Source organism: Bacillus sp. DNRA2, assembly GCF_012843265.1.
Lineage (GTDB): Bacteria > Bacillota > Bacilli > Bacillales > Cytobacillaceae > Bacillus_BU.
Genome location: NZ_JABAIT010000044.1, coordinates 1 through 18,453, shown reverse-complemented (window position 1 = coordinate 18,453; position 18,453 = coordinate 1). Strand labels below are relative to the sequence as shown.

20 protein-coding genes are annotated in these 18,453 nt (G+C 39.7%); 15 read left to right on the top strand and 5 right to left on the bottom strand.

Translation table 11 applies throughout. The features are described 5' to 3' along the window. The first annotated feature begins 255 nt into the window (after positions 1–255). On the top strand, positions 256–438 hold the full coding sequence (locus tag HHO41_RS21190) for a sporulation protein Cse60 (protein WP_169102421.1): 183 nt from the start codon (positions 256–258) through the stop codon (positions 436–438). A 368-nt stretch (positions 439–806) separates the two neighbouring features. On the opposite strand, the gene HHO41_RS21185 is transcribed toward HHO41_RS21190, so the two are convergent. Continuing rightward, on the bottom strand, positions 807–2,081 hold the full coding sequence (locus HHO41_RS21185) for a BaiN/RdsA family NAD(P)/FAD-dependent oxidoreductase (protein ID WP_169102419.1): 1,275 nt from the start codon (positions 2,079–2,081) through the stop codon (positions 807–809). Positions 2,082–2,295: 214 nt separating this feature from the next. On the opposite strand from HHO41_RS21185, the gene HHO41_RS21180 reads away from it, so the two are divergent. Beyond that, positions 2,296–3,912, top strand: coding sequence for a putative polysaccharide biosynthesis protein (locus HHO41_RS21180; RefSeq protein ID WP_169102416.1), 1,617 nt, complete (start codon positions 2,296–2,298; stop codon positions 3,910–3,912). 97 nt (positions 3,913–4,009) lie between these two features. Here HHO41_RS21180 and HHO41_RS21175 read toward each other — a convergent pair whose 3' ends face one another. Then, entirely contained in the window at positions 4,010–4,264 is a 255-nt protein-coding gene (locus HHO41_RS21175; RefSeq protein WP_348981344.1) for a hypothetical protein, read from the bottom strand. A 115-nt stretch (positions 4,265–4,379) separates the two neighbouring features. Between HHO41_RS21175 and HHO41_RS21170 the strand changes: the two genes are divergently transcribed. Next, positions 4,380–5,099, top strand: a complete 720-nt coding sequence (locus tag HHO41_RS21170) for a pseudouridine synthase (protein ID WP_169102423.1) — start codon at positions 4,380–4,382, stop codon at positions 5,097–5,099. A gap of 93 nt (positions 5,100–5,192) precedes the next feature. Here HHO41_RS21170 and HHO41_RS21165 read toward each other — a convergent pair whose 3' ends face one another. Then, positions 5,193–5,414: a DeoR family transcriptional regulator gene (locus tag HHO41_RS21165; RefSeq protein ID WP_015595300.1), complete on the bottom strand. Its 222-nt coding sequence runs from the start codon at positions 5,412–5,414 to the stop codon at positions 5,193–5,195. A gap of 432 nt (positions 5,415–5,846) precedes the next feature. On the opposite strand from HHO41_RS21165, the gene pepV reads away from it, so the two are divergent. From pepV to HHO41_RS21135, 6 genes are all read left to right on the top strand, one after another. Beyond that, the gene (gene pepV, locus HHO41_RS21160) at positions 5,847–7,280 is read left to right on the top strand and encodes a dipeptidase PepV (RefSeq protein ID WP_169102414.1); all 1,434 of its coding nucleotides are present in this window, start codon (positions 5,847–5,849) and stop codon (positions 7,278–7,280) included. Positions 7,281–7,286: 6 nt separating this feature from the next. Beyond that, positions 7,287–8,144, top strand: a complete 858-nt coding sequence (dat, locus tag HHO41_RS21155; protein WP_169102405.1) for a D-amino-acid transaminase — start codon at positions 7,287–7,289, stop codon at positions 8,142–8,144. Between the two features lie 76 nt (positions 8,145–8,220). Then, positions 8,221–8,787 carry an RNA 2',3'-cyclic phosphodiesterase gene (gene thpR, locus HHO41_RS21150; RefSeq protein WP_169102403.1) on the top strand — a complete coding sequence of 189 codons (567 nt, stop codon included), beginning with the start codon at positions 8,221–8,223 and terminating at the stop codon, positions 8,785–8,787. A 91-nt stretch (positions 8,788–8,878) separates the two neighbouring features. After that, the gene (locus tag HHO41_RS21145) at positions 8,879–9,832 is read left to right on the top strand and encodes a diacylglycerol/lipid kinase family protein (RefSeq protein ID WP_169102401.1); all 954 of its coding nucleotides are present in this window, start codon (positions 8,879–8,881) and stop codon (positions 9,830–9,832) included. 26 nt (positions 9,833–9,858) lie between these two features. After that, positions 9,859–12,009, top strand: a complete 2,151-nt coding sequence (gene pulA / locus HHO41_RS21140) for a type I pullulanase (protein WP_169102399.1) — start codon at positions 9,859–9,861, stop codon at positions 12,007–12,009. Between the two features lie 278 nt (positions 12,010–12,287). Continuing rightward, a complete protein-coding gene (locus HHO41_RS21135; protein WP_169102397.1) occupies positions 12,288–13,061 on the top strand; it encodes a phosphotransferase family protein in 774 nt (257 codons plus the stop codon). Here the strand turns inward: HHO41_RS21135 and HHO41_RS21130 are convergent. Beyond that, positions 13,058–13,336 carry a YtzH-like family protein gene (locus HHO41_RS21130; protein ID WP_169102395.1) on the bottom strand — a complete coding sequence of 93 codons (279 nt, stop codon included), beginning with the start codon at positions 13,334–13,336 and terminating at the stop codon, positions 13,058–13,060. The two genes, HHO41_RS21135 and HHO41_RS21130, sit on opposite strands and share 4 nt — an antisense overlap. A 186-nt stretch (positions 13,337–13,522) precedes the next feature. Between HHO41_RS21130 and trmB the strand changes: the two genes are divergently transcribed. Then, positions 13,523–14,161 (top strand): tRNA (guanosine(46)-N7)-methyltransferase TrmB, encoded by a 639-nt coding sequence (gene trmB / locus HHO41_RS21125; protein WP_169102393.1) that lies wholly within the window; start codon positions 13,523–13,525, stop codon positions 14,159–14,161. 93 nt (positions 14,162–14,254) lie between these two features. On the opposite strand, the gene HHO41_RS21120 is transcribed toward trmB, so the two are convergent. After that, the gene (locus tag HHO41_RS21120; RefSeq protein ID WP_169102391.1) at positions 14,255–14,572 is read right to left on the bottom strand and encodes a PepSY domain-containing protein; all 318 of its coding nucleotides are present in this window, start codon (positions 14,570–14,572) and stop codon (positions 14,255–14,257) included. A 211-nt stretch (positions 14,573–14,783) separates the two neighbouring features. On the opposite strand from HHO41_RS21120, the gene HHO41_RS21115 reads away from it, so the two are divergent. The 5 genes from HHO41_RS21115 (at position 14,784) to HHO41_RS21095 (ending at position 18,341) form a co-directional block, all read left to right on the top strand. Then, on the top strand, positions 14,784–15,857 hold the full coding sequence (locus tag HHO41_RS21115; RefSeq protein ID WP_169102389.1) for a M42 family metallopeptidase: 1,074 nt from the start codon (positions 14,784–14,786) through the stop codon (positions 15,855–15,857). Positions 15,858–15,867: 10 nt separating this feature from the next. Continuing rightward, complete coding sequence (locus HHO41_RS21110) at positions 15,868–16,404, top strand: DUF84 family protein (protein WP_169102387.1); 537 nt, start codon at positions 15,868–15,870, stop codon at positions 16,402–16,404. A 114-nt stretch (positions 16,405–16,518) separates the two neighbouring features. Then, positions 16,519–17,040, top strand: coding sequence for a hypothetical protein (locus tag HHO41_RS21105; protein WP_169102385.1), 522 nt, complete (start codon positions 16,519–16,521; stop codon positions 17,038–17,040). A gap of 190 nt (positions 17,041–17,230) precedes the next feature. Next, a complete protein-coding gene (locus HHO41_RS21100) occupies positions 17,231–17,545 on the top strand; it encodes a thioredoxin family protein (RefSeq protein ID WP_169102383.1) in 315 nt (104 codons plus the stop codon). A 1-nt stretch (position 17,546) separates the two neighbouring features. After that, entirely contained in the window at positions 17,547–18,341 is a 795-nt protein-coding gene (locus tag HHO41_RS21095) for a DUF1444 domain-containing protein (RefSeq protein WP_169102381.1), read from the top strand. Positions 18,342–18,453: the final 112 nt, after the last annotated feature.

Here is an 18,453-nt window from a genome sequence, read left to right as displayed (position 1 = left end):
GAAGGTAAAATTACAGGTTACAAAATTTCTGCATAATTAGAGAAAGTAAGGAATCGCAAGAAATCATGAGCAAGTGTCCAAACTTAGGGGGTTAGACCGAAATCTTCGGATAAATGCCAATAAACGTCGGACAAAAAGCAGAAAACCTCGGATAAATCAATTCGCCTCCTCAAACAATCGTTATTTTTCAAAAATTGTAATATAAAAAGTCGGAAAATTGGCAATAATGGTGTTAAAAACGAGAGGAAGACTTGCGTGATTCAGGTAAAAGTATTCGATTATGAGCATGAGAAGGATTTAGAGGACGATATGAACAAGTTTCTCGAGGATTTGGACGAACGGAAACTCGTCGACATCAAATACAATGTCGCTGCTTACCAAGAAGATGAAGAAGAGCAAATTTATTGCTTCTCGGCAATGGTCATTTACCGGGCATGATACAGTTGCGAAGTACGGTGCCCTTATAAGTGCCCTATTTTTGAATGACTGTGAAAAATAGGGTACTAAGACCACCGATAAGTGCCCTTATTTCAACGATTAAACAAAAATAGAGTACATAGCCGCCCGATAAGCGCCCTCGTTTCAAAGATTAAACAAAAATAGGGTACTAAGACCACCGATAAGTGCCCTTATTTCAAAGATTAAACAAAAATAGGGTACATAGACGACTGATAAGTGCCCTCGTTTCAAAGATTAAACAAAAATAGGGTACTAAAATACAATTAAGTGCCCTATTTTCAAACAATCAGTCGACGAAAAAAAGGGCACTAATAACAAACATACATGAACAAACCAAGAAAACTAATCTATCTCGCCATTGAAGCGGCGTATTTCCCGGCGTTCAGCCCGGCCAAGCGACCTGTCACAAGTGCAGAGGTAATGTTGTAGCCGCCGGTATAGCCGTGGATGTCAAGGATTTCTCCGCAAAAATAAAGACCGTTCATTTTCCGTGATGCCATTGTTTGTGGTTCGATTTCCTTAACCGACACACCACCGCCAGTCACAAATGCTTTCTCCAGTGATAGTGTCCCATTCACGCTAAACTGAAAATGCTTACAGCCAGCTACGAAGCTACGCAACTTATCGTGCCCGACTGACGCGCCCGCACTATGCGGGTCAAGCCCGTACTGGTCAAGCAAGAATAGTAAATAGCGTTCTGGTAAAATACCTTTTAGACTGTTTTTTAACGCTTTTTTTGGCTCAGCCTTCAAAATTTTTATGATCTCTTGAAATAGCATTTCTTCATTTTGGTCGGGAACAGCATCAAGACTCATCAGCACTTCTTTGCGACCGGTTTTTTTCATTTCTTTGACGACATATTGGCTGCAGCGGAGGACGGCGGGACCACTAATGCCAAAGTGCGTAAAGATCATATCCATCTTGTGAGTGATTAACGGCTTGCCTTTTTGATTTAATACACTTAAAGCAATCTCGCGCAAGGATAAACCTTGCAAAATTTTACTCTTAATAAATGGTTCGGCTGAGGTTAGCGGAACTTCAGTTGGGTAAAGCTCAGTAACATTATGGCCGGCTTTTTCTGCCCAAGCATAGCCATCGCCAGTTGAGCCGGTATGTGGGACTGATTTTCCACCGACGGCAATAACGACAGCCTTTGCCTCAACGAATTCACCATTATGTAAGCGAACAGAAGCGACCCTATCTTCTGTGTATTCTACATCCTTAACAGAGCAATTCGTCCAGCGTTTGACACCGAGTTCATCAAGACGACTAATGAGTGCATCAACAACGGACTGGGCGCGGTCATTCACAGGGAACATGCGACCATGGTCCTCTTCCTTAAGCTCAACCCCTAGCTTTTCAAAGAAAGCGATGATATCCTCATTGCTAAAAATGGATAGAGCACTATGTAAAAAGCGCCCATTGCCGGGGATATGTTTGATTATTTCGGCTACAGGAAGTCTGTTTGTGACGTTACAGCGACCTCCGCCTGATATGGCCAGTTTACGACCTAATTTATCACCTTTATCGACGAGGAGCACTTTGCGATTTTGTTCTGCTGCGGCAATGGCAGCCATTAATCCGGAAGGCCCTCCGCCAATCACGATTACATCAAAAAGCATATAGATTCACCAACTTTATTTAACTTTAATAAAAGCAACTTAATAATTATAAACTATTTCGACAGGTTATGATAAAATACAAAATTAGAGTGATTTTTTCGTTTTACTTTCGTAAAAATTAGATTACTGTCTAGCTTAAGGCGCACCTGCAACCTGCAATAAAGAGTCATGCTGCACGCAAGCGCCGGGGCTTCTCGGGGTAAAGAGGGATTTTATGTCGTCAAAGCTATTAAGAGGAACATTTATACTTACATTGGGAACGATTATTTCAAAGGTACTAGGCTTATTTTACGTCATTCCGTTTTATGCAATCGTTGGGTATAAAGGGACGACCCTTTATCAATATTCCTACGTACCATATACCATTTTTATCAGTATTGCAACGGCAGGGGTTCCGCTAGCTGTTTCCAAGTTTATTGCCAAATACAATGCACTTGAGGAATATGGGGTCGGAAGAAAGCTGTTTAAATCGGGATTATTGGTCATGCTAACGACTGGAGTAGTAGCATTCTTATTGTTGTATTTTTCTGCTCCACTTTTAGCTAATATGGTTATTGAAGATAAGGACCAGGTCTCTAACGTTAAGGATGTCATCACTGTTATTCGTGCTGTCAGCTTTGCCTTAATTGTTGTTCCGTTTATGAGCTTGATTCGCGGCTTTTTCCAAGGGCATCAATCGATGGGCCCATCAGCTGTGTCTACGGTTGTTGAACAGATTGTCCGCATTGCTTTCGTATTAGCAGGTGCATATGTTGTTTTACATATTATGGACGGTAGTCTTGTCACAGCGGTAAGTGTGGCGACGTTTGCGGCATTTATTGGTGCAATCGGCAGCTTATTTGTTTTATTTTGGTATTGGTATAAAAGAAAGCCGTTCTTGGATGAATTACTGTTGCAGGACAAAGGCACGGTGCAAATTTCTTTAACACAAATTTATAAAGAAGTATTTATATATGCTGCACCATTTGTATTTGTGGGTATTGCTAATCCATTATTCCAATTTATCGATCAATTAACGTTTAACAAAGCAATGGTTTCAATTGGTTTAGCAAAGCAAACTGAGTATGCTTTCAGTGTTCTAAACTTCGAATCCCATAAATTAGTCATTATTCCTGTTTCTTTAGCAACTGCCTTCTCATTAACGCTTGTTCCGAGTATAACAAAGGCATTTGTTGAGAAAAACCGCAAAGAATTATTTAGACAGTTAAATCAAACTTTCCAGGTGATGTTATTTTTAACGTTACCGGCTGTTGTTGGTTTATCGTTATTAGCTGAACCGGTGTTTACGGTTTTCTATGAACATAAGGAATTAGGTACTGAAGTGCTACGCGCTTATTCACCTGTGGCGATTTTATTTGCGTTATACTCTGTTACGGCAGCCATTTTGCAGGGGATTAATGAACAACGTTTTACCATTTTAAGCCTTTTGGTAGGACTTTTGATAAAATTAAGCCTTAATATCCCTTTGATAAAAATGTTTGAAACAAGTGGTGCTGTTCTGGCGACGGCATTAGGATATAGTGCAGCTATCATCATCAATTTAATCGTGATTAAAAAGTTTGCCCGATATCCATTTCGTTTTGTCGTACGCCGCTCATTGCTAATTGTCGCGTTCACATTTGCGATGTTCGCCGGTGCGTTTATTACGTTAAAGTTATCTTCATTATTTTTATCACCAGCTTCCAAACTGCAATCGTTAATTATTATTGGATTGACAGCGGCAGTAGGTGCAGCTATATATATTTTCTTGGCTTATCGATCTAAGCTTGTCTATTTATTATTCGGGCAAAGAGCGCATGCCGTGAAACGAAAATTACGGTTACCGTTTTAAAACAGGGTTGTGAAGCTTTGCATAAGGATAAACAACAAAGCCCCATTAATCACCTGGTATGGTGGATAAATGGGGCATCTTGTTCACTAACTAAGCTTTAGTAATAATAGCCGTGCATTGGAAGTTGCGGTGGATATTGGCTTTGTAATTGTTGAGGGTGTTGTTCTTGCTCTCTAATTCCTAAACGGCGTTCAATTCTATCGAGACGGCGATCTAATTGATTCATTTGTCTTTCAAGCTGATCAACGCGGCGATCAAGTCTGTCAAGGCGACGGTCAACGTTCCCGCCTCCACCACCAGGAAAGCCGCCACCTGGGAATGGGAATTGTTGTTGTCGATAGTCCATCATCATGTATCATCTCCATTTTTTTATTGGGTAAGCATGATAACAGTCTATGTCGTTCATATGGTTTGGTATAGGCAACAGCCTAAATAGTCTTTTAAAGTAAGAAGGTGTAATGATGACAATGAGAATTGATAAGATGCTTGCAAATCTTGGATATGGCAGCCGCAAAGAAGTAAAGCAATTATTGAAATCTGGTAGTGTTAAAGTCAATGATACCGTGATAAAGGATGCGAAACAGCAAGTAGACCCTAACAATGATACGGTATCTTTAAATGGGGAAATCATTGAATATCGCCAATATATTTATTTGATGATGAACAAGCCGCCAGGGGTCATTTCGGCTACCGAGGATCATCGCGATGAAACGGTGTTGGATTTATTGGAAATGGACGATGCGATTTTTGAGCCATTCCCAGTGGGGCGGCTGGATAAGGATACGGAAGGATTGTTGTTACTAACGAATGATGGACAGTTGGCGCATCGATTGCTATCACCGAAAAAACACGTTCCAAAAATGTATTATGCGGTGATTGATGGCGTTGTAACTGAAGCCGATATTGACGCTTTTAAAGAAGGTGTTACCTTGGATGACGGTTATGTAACGAAGCCAGGTGAATTAACGATTCTTAAAAGTGGAATTCGCTCAGAGATAGAGCTGACAATTACCGAGGGGAAATTTCACCAAGTTAAGCGGATGTTTCAAGCAGTCGGAAAACGGGTTGTTTATTTAAAAAGAATGACAATGGGTCCGTTAATACTAGATGAAGAGCTTGAACTCGGAGAATATCGGGAATTGACGGAGGAAGAAATTGAACAATTGCAAGCCTATCAGCCCCAATAAAAAGAAATCGCCCAAATGGACGATTTCTTTTTTTTAGCGGAATATTTTAAGTTAATAAATTGTCAACGTCTCGCGGTGTGTCCGCATTTTTTTTTAAGATGACATCTTCACCTTCTTGTGAGTTGTTGTCCATCTGCCGCGGCTGGGACTTTCTACTAAGTCGTTATAAGCCAAAACATTTAAATCTCGTTGAATCGTTCGAGGCGTAATACCAAATTCCTCTACCAGATCCTGTGTCGATACGGTCCCATTTTTTTGAATAAACATATAGATGGATTTGATACGGTTTAGCATTCGGTTAGTCGAAGGTTTCAAAAAACCACTCCCTATCCTTTTTTCAAACCCGTGGCAAATACCTGCATCCGACTGGCTCATGAAGTAAGACTTCACATATGTAGTTTTCCCTCTGCAGACAACTCCTTTTCTAATGCGTTTTAGGCATTTCTACGATGATGATGATTCTAATATAATTTTACAACTGTTCTCTGAAAATTGCTACTTAATCAGTATTTTTTAACAAATATTTAATTTTTAGTGTTAATTCGGACAAATTCCCCTTTCTTTTATTAATACTATACAATATGGTGGGAAAAGGAGTAAATATGCCAAAGACTGAAAATTTTAAATTTTTTATTAATTTATTTATATCATAACTGGTTTGTGAAAGATTAGCAAACGATTCGTTTTCAAGAATGGATTCTGTGTATAATGATGTATAGAGTGTATAAACGAAGGAGGAATCTTCATTTGCAACCTATTGATTGGAGTAAACAAGTAGAATTAAGAAAACATAAGTTAATTGAGGATACGCAACATCTATTACATATAAAAAGCATATTGGATGAGGAAAATGCTACGGACGATGCTCCGTTAGGGATTGAAGTGAAGGAAGCGCTTGAGTTCATGCTCCAGATGGGCGAAACTGACGGTTTTCACGTCAAGAACGTCGGGAACTTGGCAGGCCATATTGAATTTGGAACAGGTGAGGAGCTGCTTGGAATTCTATGCCATGTAGACGTAGTGCCTGAAGGTGACGGCTGGAAGAGTGACCCGTTTGCTGCTGAAATTCGCGACGGTAAAATTTTTGCCCGTGGAGCCATCGATGATAAAGGTCCGACAATCGCTGCCTATTATGCGATGAAAATTGTTAAGGACTTGGGTGTTCCAATGACTCGCCGCGTTCGGATGATCATAGGTACTGATGAAGAGAGCAATTGGCGCTGTGTCGATCATTATTTTGCACATGAAGAAATGCCAACAATTGGATTTGCTCCAGACGCCGATTTTCCAATCATCCATGCCGAAAAAGGGATTGCCGACTTTGATTTAGTGCAAACATTGAAGTCTGAACAAGAGAAGGATTATCAGGTTGAATTACTCTCGTTTCAGTCGGGCCGGAGATATAATATGGTTCCCGATTTTGCCAGGGCAGAGCTGGATGCTTTAAGGGAACAAACGGATATTATTCAATGCTTTAATAACTATATTAGAGATAATGGACTCTCTGGAAAACAATACGTGGATGGCGGTAAATTAGTTTTAGAGCTAGAAGGTGTTTCGGCCCACGGAATGGAGCCTGATAAAGGTAAAAATGCCGGTATCTTCTTAGCAAATTATATTGCAAGTCTTAAATTGAATCCAAGAGCTAAGCAATATATCAATTTCGTCATCACTTATTTTGGGAAGGATTCTCGTGGTCGGGCCTTGGGAGTTCAATTTCGAGATGAAATTTCTGGAGAATTAACGATTAATGTTGGGAAACTTAGCTATACAAAAGAACAAGGTGGACGGCTTGGCTTAAATCTGCGCTATCCTGTGACCAATCAAATTGAGGATACGAAAGCTAAACTAGCTTTATTTTTACAGGATAAAGGTTTTGTTATTGAAAATTTCTCCAATTCTAATCCGCATCATGTTGAAGCGAGCAATCCGTTGATTCAAACGCTTCAGAAGGTGTATGAAGAACAAACAGGAGAGGAAGCAAAGCTTTTGGCAATTGGTGGTGGCACGTATGCCCGCTCTTTAACGTCTGGAGTGGCGTTTGGTCCGCTGTTCCCGGGAAGAGATGATATTGCCCACCAGCGCGATGAATATATCATCATTGACGATTTATTAAAAGCAACCGCAATCTATGCCCAAGCGATTTATGAGCTTGCTTGTGTAACTGATCAGAAGGAGTGAGGCAGCGTGAGTTACGTAATTTTGAATGGTCAAGTGATTGAACGAAATGATGCAAAGGTAGATATCGAAGACCGTGGTTACCAATTCGGTGATGGCATTTATGAGGTGATTCGTGTATACAACGGCAAGATGTTTGCTGGAAGTGAGCATCTGGAGCGTTTAAGTGAATGTGCTGGAAAAATCAAGCTGACACTGCCGTTTTCCCTTTCTGAGATTGAAAACATGCTAAAGACGCTGATTGAAAAGAATGCTCTTGGGACCGGAATTGTTTATTTACAATGTTCACGAGGCGTAGCACCTCGTAACCATGCTTTTCCTGCTAGTGATACTCAGGCTGCGTTTGTAGCGTATACGAAGGAATTGGGTCGTCCTGTTAACAACATTAGTCATGGTGTAAAAGCGGCTCTTGTTGAGGATGAACGGTGGCTCAAATGTGATATCAAAAGCTTAAATTTGCTAGGAAATATTCTTGCCAAGCAGGAGGCGGCTGAATTAGGTTGCTTTGAAGCGATACTACATCGCGGTGATAAAGTTACGGAGGGGAGCTCCTCCAACATTTCGATTGTGAAAAATGGTGTTACATATACTCATCCTGCTGATCGGTTCATCTTGAACGGGATCACTCGTCAGAAGCTGCTGTTATTATGTCAGCAACATTCAGTTCCGTATCAGGAAGTTAGCTTTACAGTGGATGACCTGATGAATGCTGATGAGGTGTTCATGACTAGCACAACCGCTGAGGTGACGCCGATTGTTGAGGTTGCTGGGAAACTAATTGGTAACGGGCAGCCGGGCAAGGTGGCGATTGGTTTGCAGCAGCTATTCATATCAGAAATTTCAAAGCAATGTGGCGAGATAAAGTAAGCACAATCCTCTAGAGGGTTCATAAGTTTCAAAACTCATGAACCCTCTTTATTTTTCAGAAAAGGAGCAGCGACGAATGGAGCACAGACAAACCCACTTTTTCTATGCGCTAAAACTTCCAGCTGAAACAAAGTCCCAGTTAAATAAATATTGCCAACAGTTGCAAGGAGAATTGCCTTTTTTGCGCTGGGTTCACGGCGAGGATTATCATATTACCCTTGCTTTTTTAGGTGATGCCCCAGTTGAAAAGCTTGAGCTATCTAAGCAATTCATTCAAGAGCAGCTAAGTGATGATGCTGAGTTTTCGCTGACAATCCAATCATTAGGTACTTTTGGACGCAAGGATTCACCAAGGATTTTTTGGGCAGGGGTTGAGCAGGAACCGAGATTAGACGCTGTTCGTGCCGCAGTTTTTTCAGCATGCACACAAGCTGGTTTTCAGCTTGAATCACGCCCGTTTCATCCACATATTACTTTGGCACGAAAATGGAAAGGGGAAGCACCTTTCCCACTCACGGCAGAGCAACTCCGACTGAGCTTTGCTGAGCCAATACATTTCCTAGCTAAAGAGGTTGTTCTTTATCAAACTCATTTGGATAAAGTGCCCAAATACGAAGCTATCGCCACATTCCGATTGTCCTAATACGGTAGCCTATAAAACTTTAAAAATAAAACGACAAAAGATACATCGGGAGAAACAAGAAACGATATACATACTATAAGAGGTTGGTTTGATGAATACATTACATTTTATTGTAAATCCTCAGTCAAAGAATGGATATGGAGAGCACATATGGAAAGTGGTAAAAGCCGAGCTGGAACGAAGAAGGGTCAGATATCAGATTTATTTTACTCAATATCCCGGACATGCAAGTGCGATTGCAGAAGAGATTGCTAAAGGAAGTATTGGTGAAACAGTTGTCGTAGCTGTTGGCGGAGATGGAACCATTCACGAGATTATCAACGGAATCATTCATTATTCTAGCATCAAATTGGGTATTATCCCATGTGGTTCTGGGAATGACTTTGCTAGGGGCTATCGGATTCCCAATGAGCCATTGCTCGCCTTAAAGCAAATCATCGAGCATGAGCAGAAAAAGCGGGAGTATATAGATATTGGAAAAGTAAGGTTCAATCATGGTGGAAAAGAAATCTTTTTTGCCAACAATATGGGAGCTGGTTTTGACGCTGAGGTAGCATCAGGTGCAAATAAATCAAAACTCAAATTGTTATTTAACAGGTTTTCGCTTGGTGGACTGGTGTATGGTTTGATTTTAATCAAAAAATTATTTTCCTTTAAGTGCAGTCGCATCGATATCAATATTGACGGAGAGCAATACTCATTCCCAAGTACTTGGTTTATCACGATTGCAAATCAGCCGTTTTATGGAGGCGGAATGATTATTGCACCTGAGGCAATCGCAACAGACGGTGAACTAAATATTGTGATTGTAAACCAACTATCGAAAATTAAGCTTTTGGCTGTTTTTGTTAGCGTTTTCTGGGGAGGACATGTGAAATTTAAAGAGGTGACACTTTTATCGGGGAAAAAGATTTCGATTTCCTCTTCACATTCTTTGTTAGTTCATGCCGATGGTGAAATTTGTGGAAATACCCCTCTGGAACTTGAGGTCATTCCAAAGGCATTGTCAATTATATCCATGTCAAAGCAATCGCTGCAGACGTAAAGAGGAATTAAAGGAGTTGAATTTTGATGGGTCTGGATGATCGCCAATTTGAAGCATATTTGGATGAGTTGCATGTGATCACTATTCTTCTCCCTAAATCGTATCAAAACGGAATATCAAATCACTTTTATCTAATTGAAGATGGCATTAGGCACGAGCTTCAGATTGCAGAAATTATCAGCCTTGGTGCTAATATTAAATATATTTGTCATTATAAAAGCGAAGTTCAATTTGGAGAAACATCCTGGATTGTAGATGAACATGGTGGAGTGACCGATTTACAAATTGGCTCTGTCATTCGCACCCCAGAATTTGATCAGCGTTTTTATTATGAAGGTAATGATTTGGGTGTCACCTATACACCGCAACGGATTAGTCTGAAGCTATGGGCCCCAACGGCAACTTCTGTAAGGGTAAAGCTGTTATCACCTAATCAAGACTCTGCTGAAGAATATGTAATGAATCGCAATAAAAAGGGAGTTTGGTTTATCGAAAGAAAAGGAGATTATGAGCTTTATCATTACTCTTTTCTCATCTGTATTAACCAAAGCTGGCGTGAGGTTATTGATCCATATGCGGTAAGCGCTACTGCCAATGGTAAAATGGGTGTTATTGTTAATCTGGAAAAAACAAGAATGGCAAAACCGAACCCACCAAGCTTGAAACATCCAACAGATGCGATTATATACGAAACGCATATACGAGATTTTACGATTCATCCTGCAAGTGGAGCGAGTCAAAAAGGTCTTTATTTGGGAGCACAGGAAGCCGGTACATGTGGTGAGGATGGGTTGCCAACCGGCATAACGTACGTATACGAATTAGGCGTCACTCATGTAGAATTTTTGCCCTTTCATGATTTTGAAGGTATTGATGAGTTAGGTGATAAAGAGGATTATAATTGGGGTTATAATCCGCTCCATTTTAATGTCCCCGAAGGAAGCTACTCTAGTAACGCTAAGGACCCTTATGCAAGAATTATCGAGTTGAAAAAGATGATTCAGTCCATACAGACTTTGGGTTTACGCGTGATTATGGATGTGGTGTATAACCATGTTTACATCAGAGAGCAATCCTCGTTTGAAAAAATCCTGCCAGGTTATTATTTTCGCCATGATCATCACGGCATGCCATCAAACGGCACAGGTGTCGGGAATGATATTGCATCGGAACGGTTAATGGTTCGGAAATTTATTTTAGATTCTATTAGATTTTGGATGACAGAATATCATGTGGATGGCTTTCGCTTTGATTTAATGGGGATTATTGATATTGAAACGATGAATCAGGTTCGAAAGCTTGTCGATGAAATGGACGACACGGCAATTATTCTCGGTGAAGGCTGGGATTTAAATACACCGATTTCACCGGATGATAAGGCGAATATTCGAAATCAAAAAAACCTTCCCAGGATCGCTCAATTTAATGATTGGTTTCGCGATTCAATCAAGGGGAGTACCTTTAATTTGTATGACCGTGGTTATTGTTTTGGCAATGACCATTATCATGAGGCTGCCATGCAGGTATTGGCTGGGAGCGTAGGGATTGAAAAGCCAACACAAGGCATTTTTACAGAGCCCATTCAAACCGTCAATTACGTTGAATCGCACGATAACCATACACTATGGGATAAGCTTTCCTGTTGTTATCAAAATAGTGAATATGCCATGATTGAAAAGCGACATCGTCTTGCGACGTCGATGGTCGTTTTAGCTCAGGGTATTCCGTTTCTTCATAGCGGTCAGGAGTTTTTTCGAAGCAAAAATGGAGTGGGGAACAGCTATCGTTCGCCGGATGAGGTGAATTGGCTTGATTGGAGTAAAAAAGTTCAACATCAGGATAATGTTGATTATCTTAAAGGGTTGATCAAGATTCGAAAATCACATCAAGCGTTCCGCTTTCCGACAGCAAAGGAAATTCGACAGCATAGCTCATTCTTAACGTTGGAAAAGCCGTTAATTGGTTATTTTTTAAAGGATGTTGGCCAATATGGATTGTGGAATCATATTGTGGTGCTGATCAATCCAATGAATGATTATATTGGAATACAGCTGCCGATTAGTGGAGAATGGCATGTTTTGGCAAATGGCACGGCGTCAAGTCCAGTTCCAATCGGGGAGACAAGTCATATCCGTTATTTTATTGAACCGATAAGTGTTGCCGTTTTAGTAAAATGAAAAAAATGGTAATAAAGCTTTTGAGCTAAAGAGGCTTGACTAGGAAAGCAAATAGGGGATAATATTATTAAGATTGTATTTGTCAATTTTAATCGATTTTTGGAAAAAATTATTATATGTTTATTTAATAAATTATGAGCTTAGCGCCCAATCCTGCAAAGAACAAGGTCATCATGATAATGAAGAAATCGTTCTGGAAGGATAAAAATGGGCGCTTGGCTTTTCTAATTAACTTTGGCAATTTGACGGAAATTGTGAATTAATGAAGGTGAACAACTTTGGAGCATTTATTAGGGATTGAGTGGGAAATTGTCCCAGCAGGAGGAGCGACAGGAAAAGCTTTTTTTGCACAATATGAAGAACAAAAGCTTTTTTTAAAGCGAAATTCTTCCCCTTTTCTTGCCGTTTTGTCAGCAGAGGGTTTAGTCCCAAAACTAGTTTGGACAAAACGACTGGAAACGGGTGACGTCATTACGGCCCAGCAATGGTTAAATGGTAGGGAATTATCTCCGTTAGAAATGAACGATGAAAAAGTAGCTAAGCTGCTGCGTAAAATCCATCTTTCTGAACCATTATTGGGAATGTTAAGCAGATTAGGAGTTAAACCCATTATGCCGGCTTCGTTTCTGCACATGGTACAGCAGGGGCTTGATATTGAATTATTGCAAATTCCGTCGATAAAAAAATCTGTAGAGTTTTTAACCAACGAAGTTCATCATATAAAGTGTGATAAATTAGTTGTTTGTCATGGGGATGTAAATCATAACAACTGGCTGCTCAGTGATAACAACCAGTTGTATTTAATTGACTGGGACGGAGCAATGATTGGTGACCCTGCGATGGATTTAGGCTCATTGCTATATTGGTATGTCCCTGAAAGTGATTGGCAGAAGTGGTTAAGCGTTTATGGAATCGAAGCAACAGATGATTTAATGCTTCGGATGAAATGGTATGTTCTCGCCCATACATTGGCATCGATTCATTGGCATAAAAAACAAAGTCGTATTTCGGAAATGAAGCGTTGGATTGATTATTTAGATAAAATTCTCTAAGAGAATTCATCAATATCGTTAACCCACGACGATAAGGATTGCTGACTTGCTTCAATATGTTGATTTAAATTAGCTGCGTGAATTCCGGATTGACTGTAGCTTTGGATTTTTCTTAGTACTGATTTTACATTTTGATTAATATTGGAATTGTCCATTAACGAGCTTACTAAACGGTCTAATTGTTCACATTCGGACACGGAACCACAGCAATCAGTTTGGTGGTTCGTTAATATATCCTTTAATAAATTCACTTGATCTTGATCACTTAATGGCATGGTTATCGTTCCTTTCTCGAGGAGGAGTTCACTCTTAATGTGTGGATTCCTTTTTTAGTTTATTCATTCGCTTAAACTTACTTATGAAAATAGGAAAGGAACTACACTACAGGAAATATTTAAGCTTGCAACAGCAAACATGCCGTGCTATTGTTTGAACGTATATATTGTTTAGGAGTGTCACGAATGAGATTAAGAAATAAACCATGGGCAAATGATAAATTAGCACAATACCCTCAATATGTTATAACCTCTCCACAAAGCTTAAAAGGAAACTGGAGCAAGGTATTCGATACTGAGCAGCCGCTTCATATCGAAATCGGAACGGGCAGAGGTCGCTTTATTACAGGTATGGCACAAGCAAACCCACACATCAATTATCTTGGAATTGAATTAATGCCAAGCGTCATTGTTACAGCTTTGGACCGCGTAATTGAAGCAGAAGTTCCAAACTTGAAGCTACTAAACGCAAACGCCGAGAATCTATCTGAGTTTTTTGCAAAGGGTGAAGTCGACCGTATCTATTTGAATTTCTCTGATCCTTGGCCGAAGAATCGCCATGAAAAGCGACGTTTAACTTATAAAACCTTTTTAAAGCAATATGAGGATATTTTAATTAACCAAGGTGAAATCCATTTTAAAACAGATAATCAAGGTTTATTTGAGTATTCGTTGAGAAGCTTTTCCGAGTACGGACTGCTGTTGAAATGGGTTAGCCTCGATCTTCATAACAGTGATTTCGAGGGTAATATCATGACAGAATACGAAGAAAAGTTCTCACAAAAAGGAAATCGAATTTATCGTTCTGAAGCACAGTTTCGATAAAAACAAAAGGGCAACCTATACCTCTCATTGGTATAAGGTGCCCTTTTTGCTTACAATTATTACAATCAATTTTACATGAAAGTCAGTTTGCCGTTAAAGTTCTTGTATTGATAAAATAGTACCCGTTGTGGCATCAGCGATAAATTCATACTGTACAGTTCGGTCTTGATTGTTTTTGGAAATGCCACCTTTATATACAAGATAGCTGAGATTGTTCTTTTCGTAGTTTTCCGCTTCCATATGAATCCATGACCCGAGAATGGGCCCTTGCTCCTTAAACGCCGATTTTACCTGCTGCAGAATTTTCTCAGGAGAAATTTTTTTCTGCTGGTCTTTTGTCAGTAAATACGATGCTATAATTCCACCAGCAAGCCCTGAACCAACCCCAATTAAAAATGTTTTCCAGTTCAAACATATACCCCCTTTTGAAAAAATAAAACAGTATCGTCATTTACCATATATCATATCAGATGGCAGAAAGAGTTCATAATATAATAGCGTTTGTTTACAAGCAAGCTGCTAACACAAATGGCTAATGGTGGATTGTCTTGAAAAATTTCGGTAAGATGAACATATATATTTAACATCAATCCCAAGACTCACTATGAAGGAGCATGAATAAATGAACGGAGAGACTCTTAGCCTTTTTAAAACTTTAACTGAATTACCGGGAGCAGCAGGCAATGAACATGCCGTGCGTGCGTTTATGCGTGAACAAATTAGTAAGTATACCGATGAAATAGTTCAAGACAAGCTCGGCAGTATTTTTGGAGTAAAACGAGGAAATGATTCTGGACCCACTATCATGGTTGCTGGTCATATGGATGAAGTCGGTTTTATGGTAACCCAAATTACTGATAATGGGATGATCCGCTTTCAGCCGCTAGGAGGCTGGTGGAGTCAAGTACTGTTGGCCCAACGTGTGAACATTACTACTCCCAATGGACCGGTTCCAGGGGTCATTGGCTCCATTCCACCACATCTTTTAGATGATTCTACAAAAAATAAACCTATGGATATCAAAAATATGCTGATAGATATTGGTGCTGATAATAAGGAAGATGCGCTTAAAATTGGCATTAAGCCAGGTCAACAAATTACCCCGATTTGTCCGTTTACGCCTATGGCAAATCCGAAAAAAATTCTGGCGAAAGCTTGGGATAATCGTTACGGCTGTGGTTTAGCCATTGAGCTTTTACAGGAAACCCACAAGGAGACATTGCCAAATATCTTATACGTTGGTGCTACTGTTCAGGAAGAAGTTGGTCTCAGAGGGGCACAAACAGCAGCCAATCTAATCAAACCAGATCTTTTCTTTGCGTTGGATGCCAGTCCGGCAAACGATATGACTGGAGATAAAAAGGAATTTGGTCATTTAGGTAAAGGAGTGTTATTGCGCATTCTGGACCGATCCATGGTTACTCATCGTGGCATGCGGGAGTTTGTTCTTGATACGGCAGAATCTAATCATATTCCTTACCAATACTTTGTATCACAGGGCGGAACTGATGCGGGACGCGTACATACAGCTAACGAAGGGATTCCTAGTGCTGTGATTGGCATCTGCTCTCGTTATATCCATACTCATGCTTCAATGATTCATGTCGATGATTATGCTGCAGCGAAAGAACTAATCGTTAAGTTAGTTCGCTCATGTGACCAATCAACTGTGGATAGTATTCGCAGCAATCAATAATGGAGGATATATGAAGATTATTATTGGTTCTAAAAATCCAGCCAAGATTGAGGCAGTCAAGCAAGCATTCTCCCTGGAACAAGTTCAATTTGTCTCCGTTGATGCGCCTTCGGGAGTGAGTAACCAGCCATTTTCCGATGAGGAAACAATCATGGGAGCGGTCAATCGAGCAACTAACGCCTTAAATCTAGGTGAGGGTCACATAGGGATTGGGCTTGAAGGAGGGGTGCATGAAACTTCCTTTGGTCTATTCCTATGTAACTGGGGGGCGCTAGTAACATATCAAGATGAACGACCAATTATTGCTGGCGGAGCGAGAATTCTGTTGCCAGAGCAGGTTGCTGATGCGCTAAAGAATGGTCAAGAGCTCGGTCCTGTAATGGATCAATTAACCCATAAGGAAAATATTCGAAAATCTGAGGGGGCAATTGGCATCTTTTCAGCTGGCCTAATCGACCGAGCTACGATGTTTACCCATGTGACGAAGCTATTGTATGGACAATATCTTTATCGCTTAAATGGGAAATCAAGCAAGAATGATGAATAATTTTTGACACTTTATTAAAATGGTAAAAAAATGGCGATGAATCCCCTTGTTTTTGTCCAACGATTAAAGTTATGATATAAAAAGTGAAAATCGTTAAGCAAGGAGTGTTTTATCATGACAAGACTCTTAAAGGGAGCCTTGCTTTTTATCGTAGCTGTCCTACTGCTAAGTGCCTGTTCAGCGAATGAAAAGGATGCCTATAAAGCGACTGAGCAAAAGGTTTCTGGAGTTTTTAATAGCGCACCGAAAAAGGTCAATAATAAAAATGAAGCAGTCCATTTCTATTTGCCATTTGGATTTGAAATTAAAGATAAAACGCAAAACAATGTCCTACTAAAAAACGGTTCAAAAACATATATTTTATTTTATAATCAGCATGAAGGTACAAATAGTAAAGTTGTCTATAACGCCACTTTAGATGCGAAAAAATATGATTATAAAAAAACGTATAAAAAAGGTGACAAATTTGGTTTCTTGTTGATTCATGATCTTGGAGAAGACAAACAGGAACTAACTATTGGAATCGGTGGTGTGAAGCTGACAACTGAAACCAAAACAAAAAGTATGAAAAATGATGCAGAATATATGATGCAAATTATCAATTCAGTAAAAATGGAAAAAGCTAAAACAAAATAAACTTACCCAATCAATACCACAGTCATGGGACTGTGGTATTTTTATTTAAACTAGAATAGCGCCTAGTGCAAGGCGCCTTCGGCTTTTGTTAATTCGAATTAATTGCATGTGCTTATGCCTCCTGTTATCATCAATTTATTAAGGTAACTGAACAGTTATCTGGGAAAGATAATTTAGAGGTGAAGACAAAATGAAGAAATTAGAATCATATCAGCAATTTAGTGAGCTTCGTGAAAATGGTAAGTATATCTTCCTATTTTCAGCAGATTGGTGCAAGGATTGCCGCGTAATTGAACCGGTTCTACCAGAAATTGAAGCAAAGTTCACTGATTATACATTCATCCATATCGATCGTGATCAATTTATCGACCTTTGTGCTGAATTGGATGTTTTCGGTATTCCAAGTTTTATCGCTTATAACAACGGAACAGAACTAGGCCGATTTGTGAGCAAGGATCGAAAAACACAAGAAGAAATCGAAGCGTTTATTTCCGGTTTGAAATAAAATGGATACAAAAAAGCTTAGAAAAGAGCTGGAAAAACGTTTAAAGCACCCAAGTCGTCAATTTATCTATGATCGTGAAAAAGACCAGCTAAGAATCGAAAATCTCCGAACTGGACAAGGCATTAATGTAGCCCTTCCCGGAATCGTCGCAAAATGGCATGAGCAAAAGGATCAAGCAATTGATGAGGTTGTGTACTTTGTTGAGGAAGGCCTCCAAGCAATGGGGAATTCGGTCACTCTCAACGGAAACGAACAGAAAATATTTCCGGTTATTCGAGCAACTTCATTTCCAACTAGCTCAAAAGAAAATATCCCTTTTATCTATGACGAGCATACTGCTGAAACAAGAATTTATTATGCTTTAGATTTAGGGAATTCATATCGATTAATCGATGAACAGCTACTTAGCGAGGCAGCTTGGTCTATCGAACGTATCCGTGAAACCGCAATGTTTAATGTGCGGGCTCTGTCGATTCCGTTAAAAGAGGATGAGGTGGCCGGAAACAAATACTATTTTGTCAGATCAAATGATGGTTATGATGCAAGTAGAATTCTAAACCAGGCGTTTCTAAAGGATATGTCAGATAAGATTACTGGTACAATGGCTGTGGCTGTCCCGCATCAGGACGTTCTTCTTATTGCTGATATTCAAAATGACACTGGTTATGACGTTCTAGCCCATATGACGATGAGCTTTTTTGCAAGCGGTCGGGTACCAATTACAGCGCTGTCGTTTATTTATGAAGCAGGCGAATTAGAGCCAATTTTTATCATGGCGAAAAATAAAAAGAAGTAAACGGAGGCCGTTTTAAAATGGCACCCATGTCAAGGACACAATAAAAAAAGAGGTTAAGCAACTAGAAGATGATTCCTAAATTGAATAGGGGTCATCTTTTTTAAATTCCATT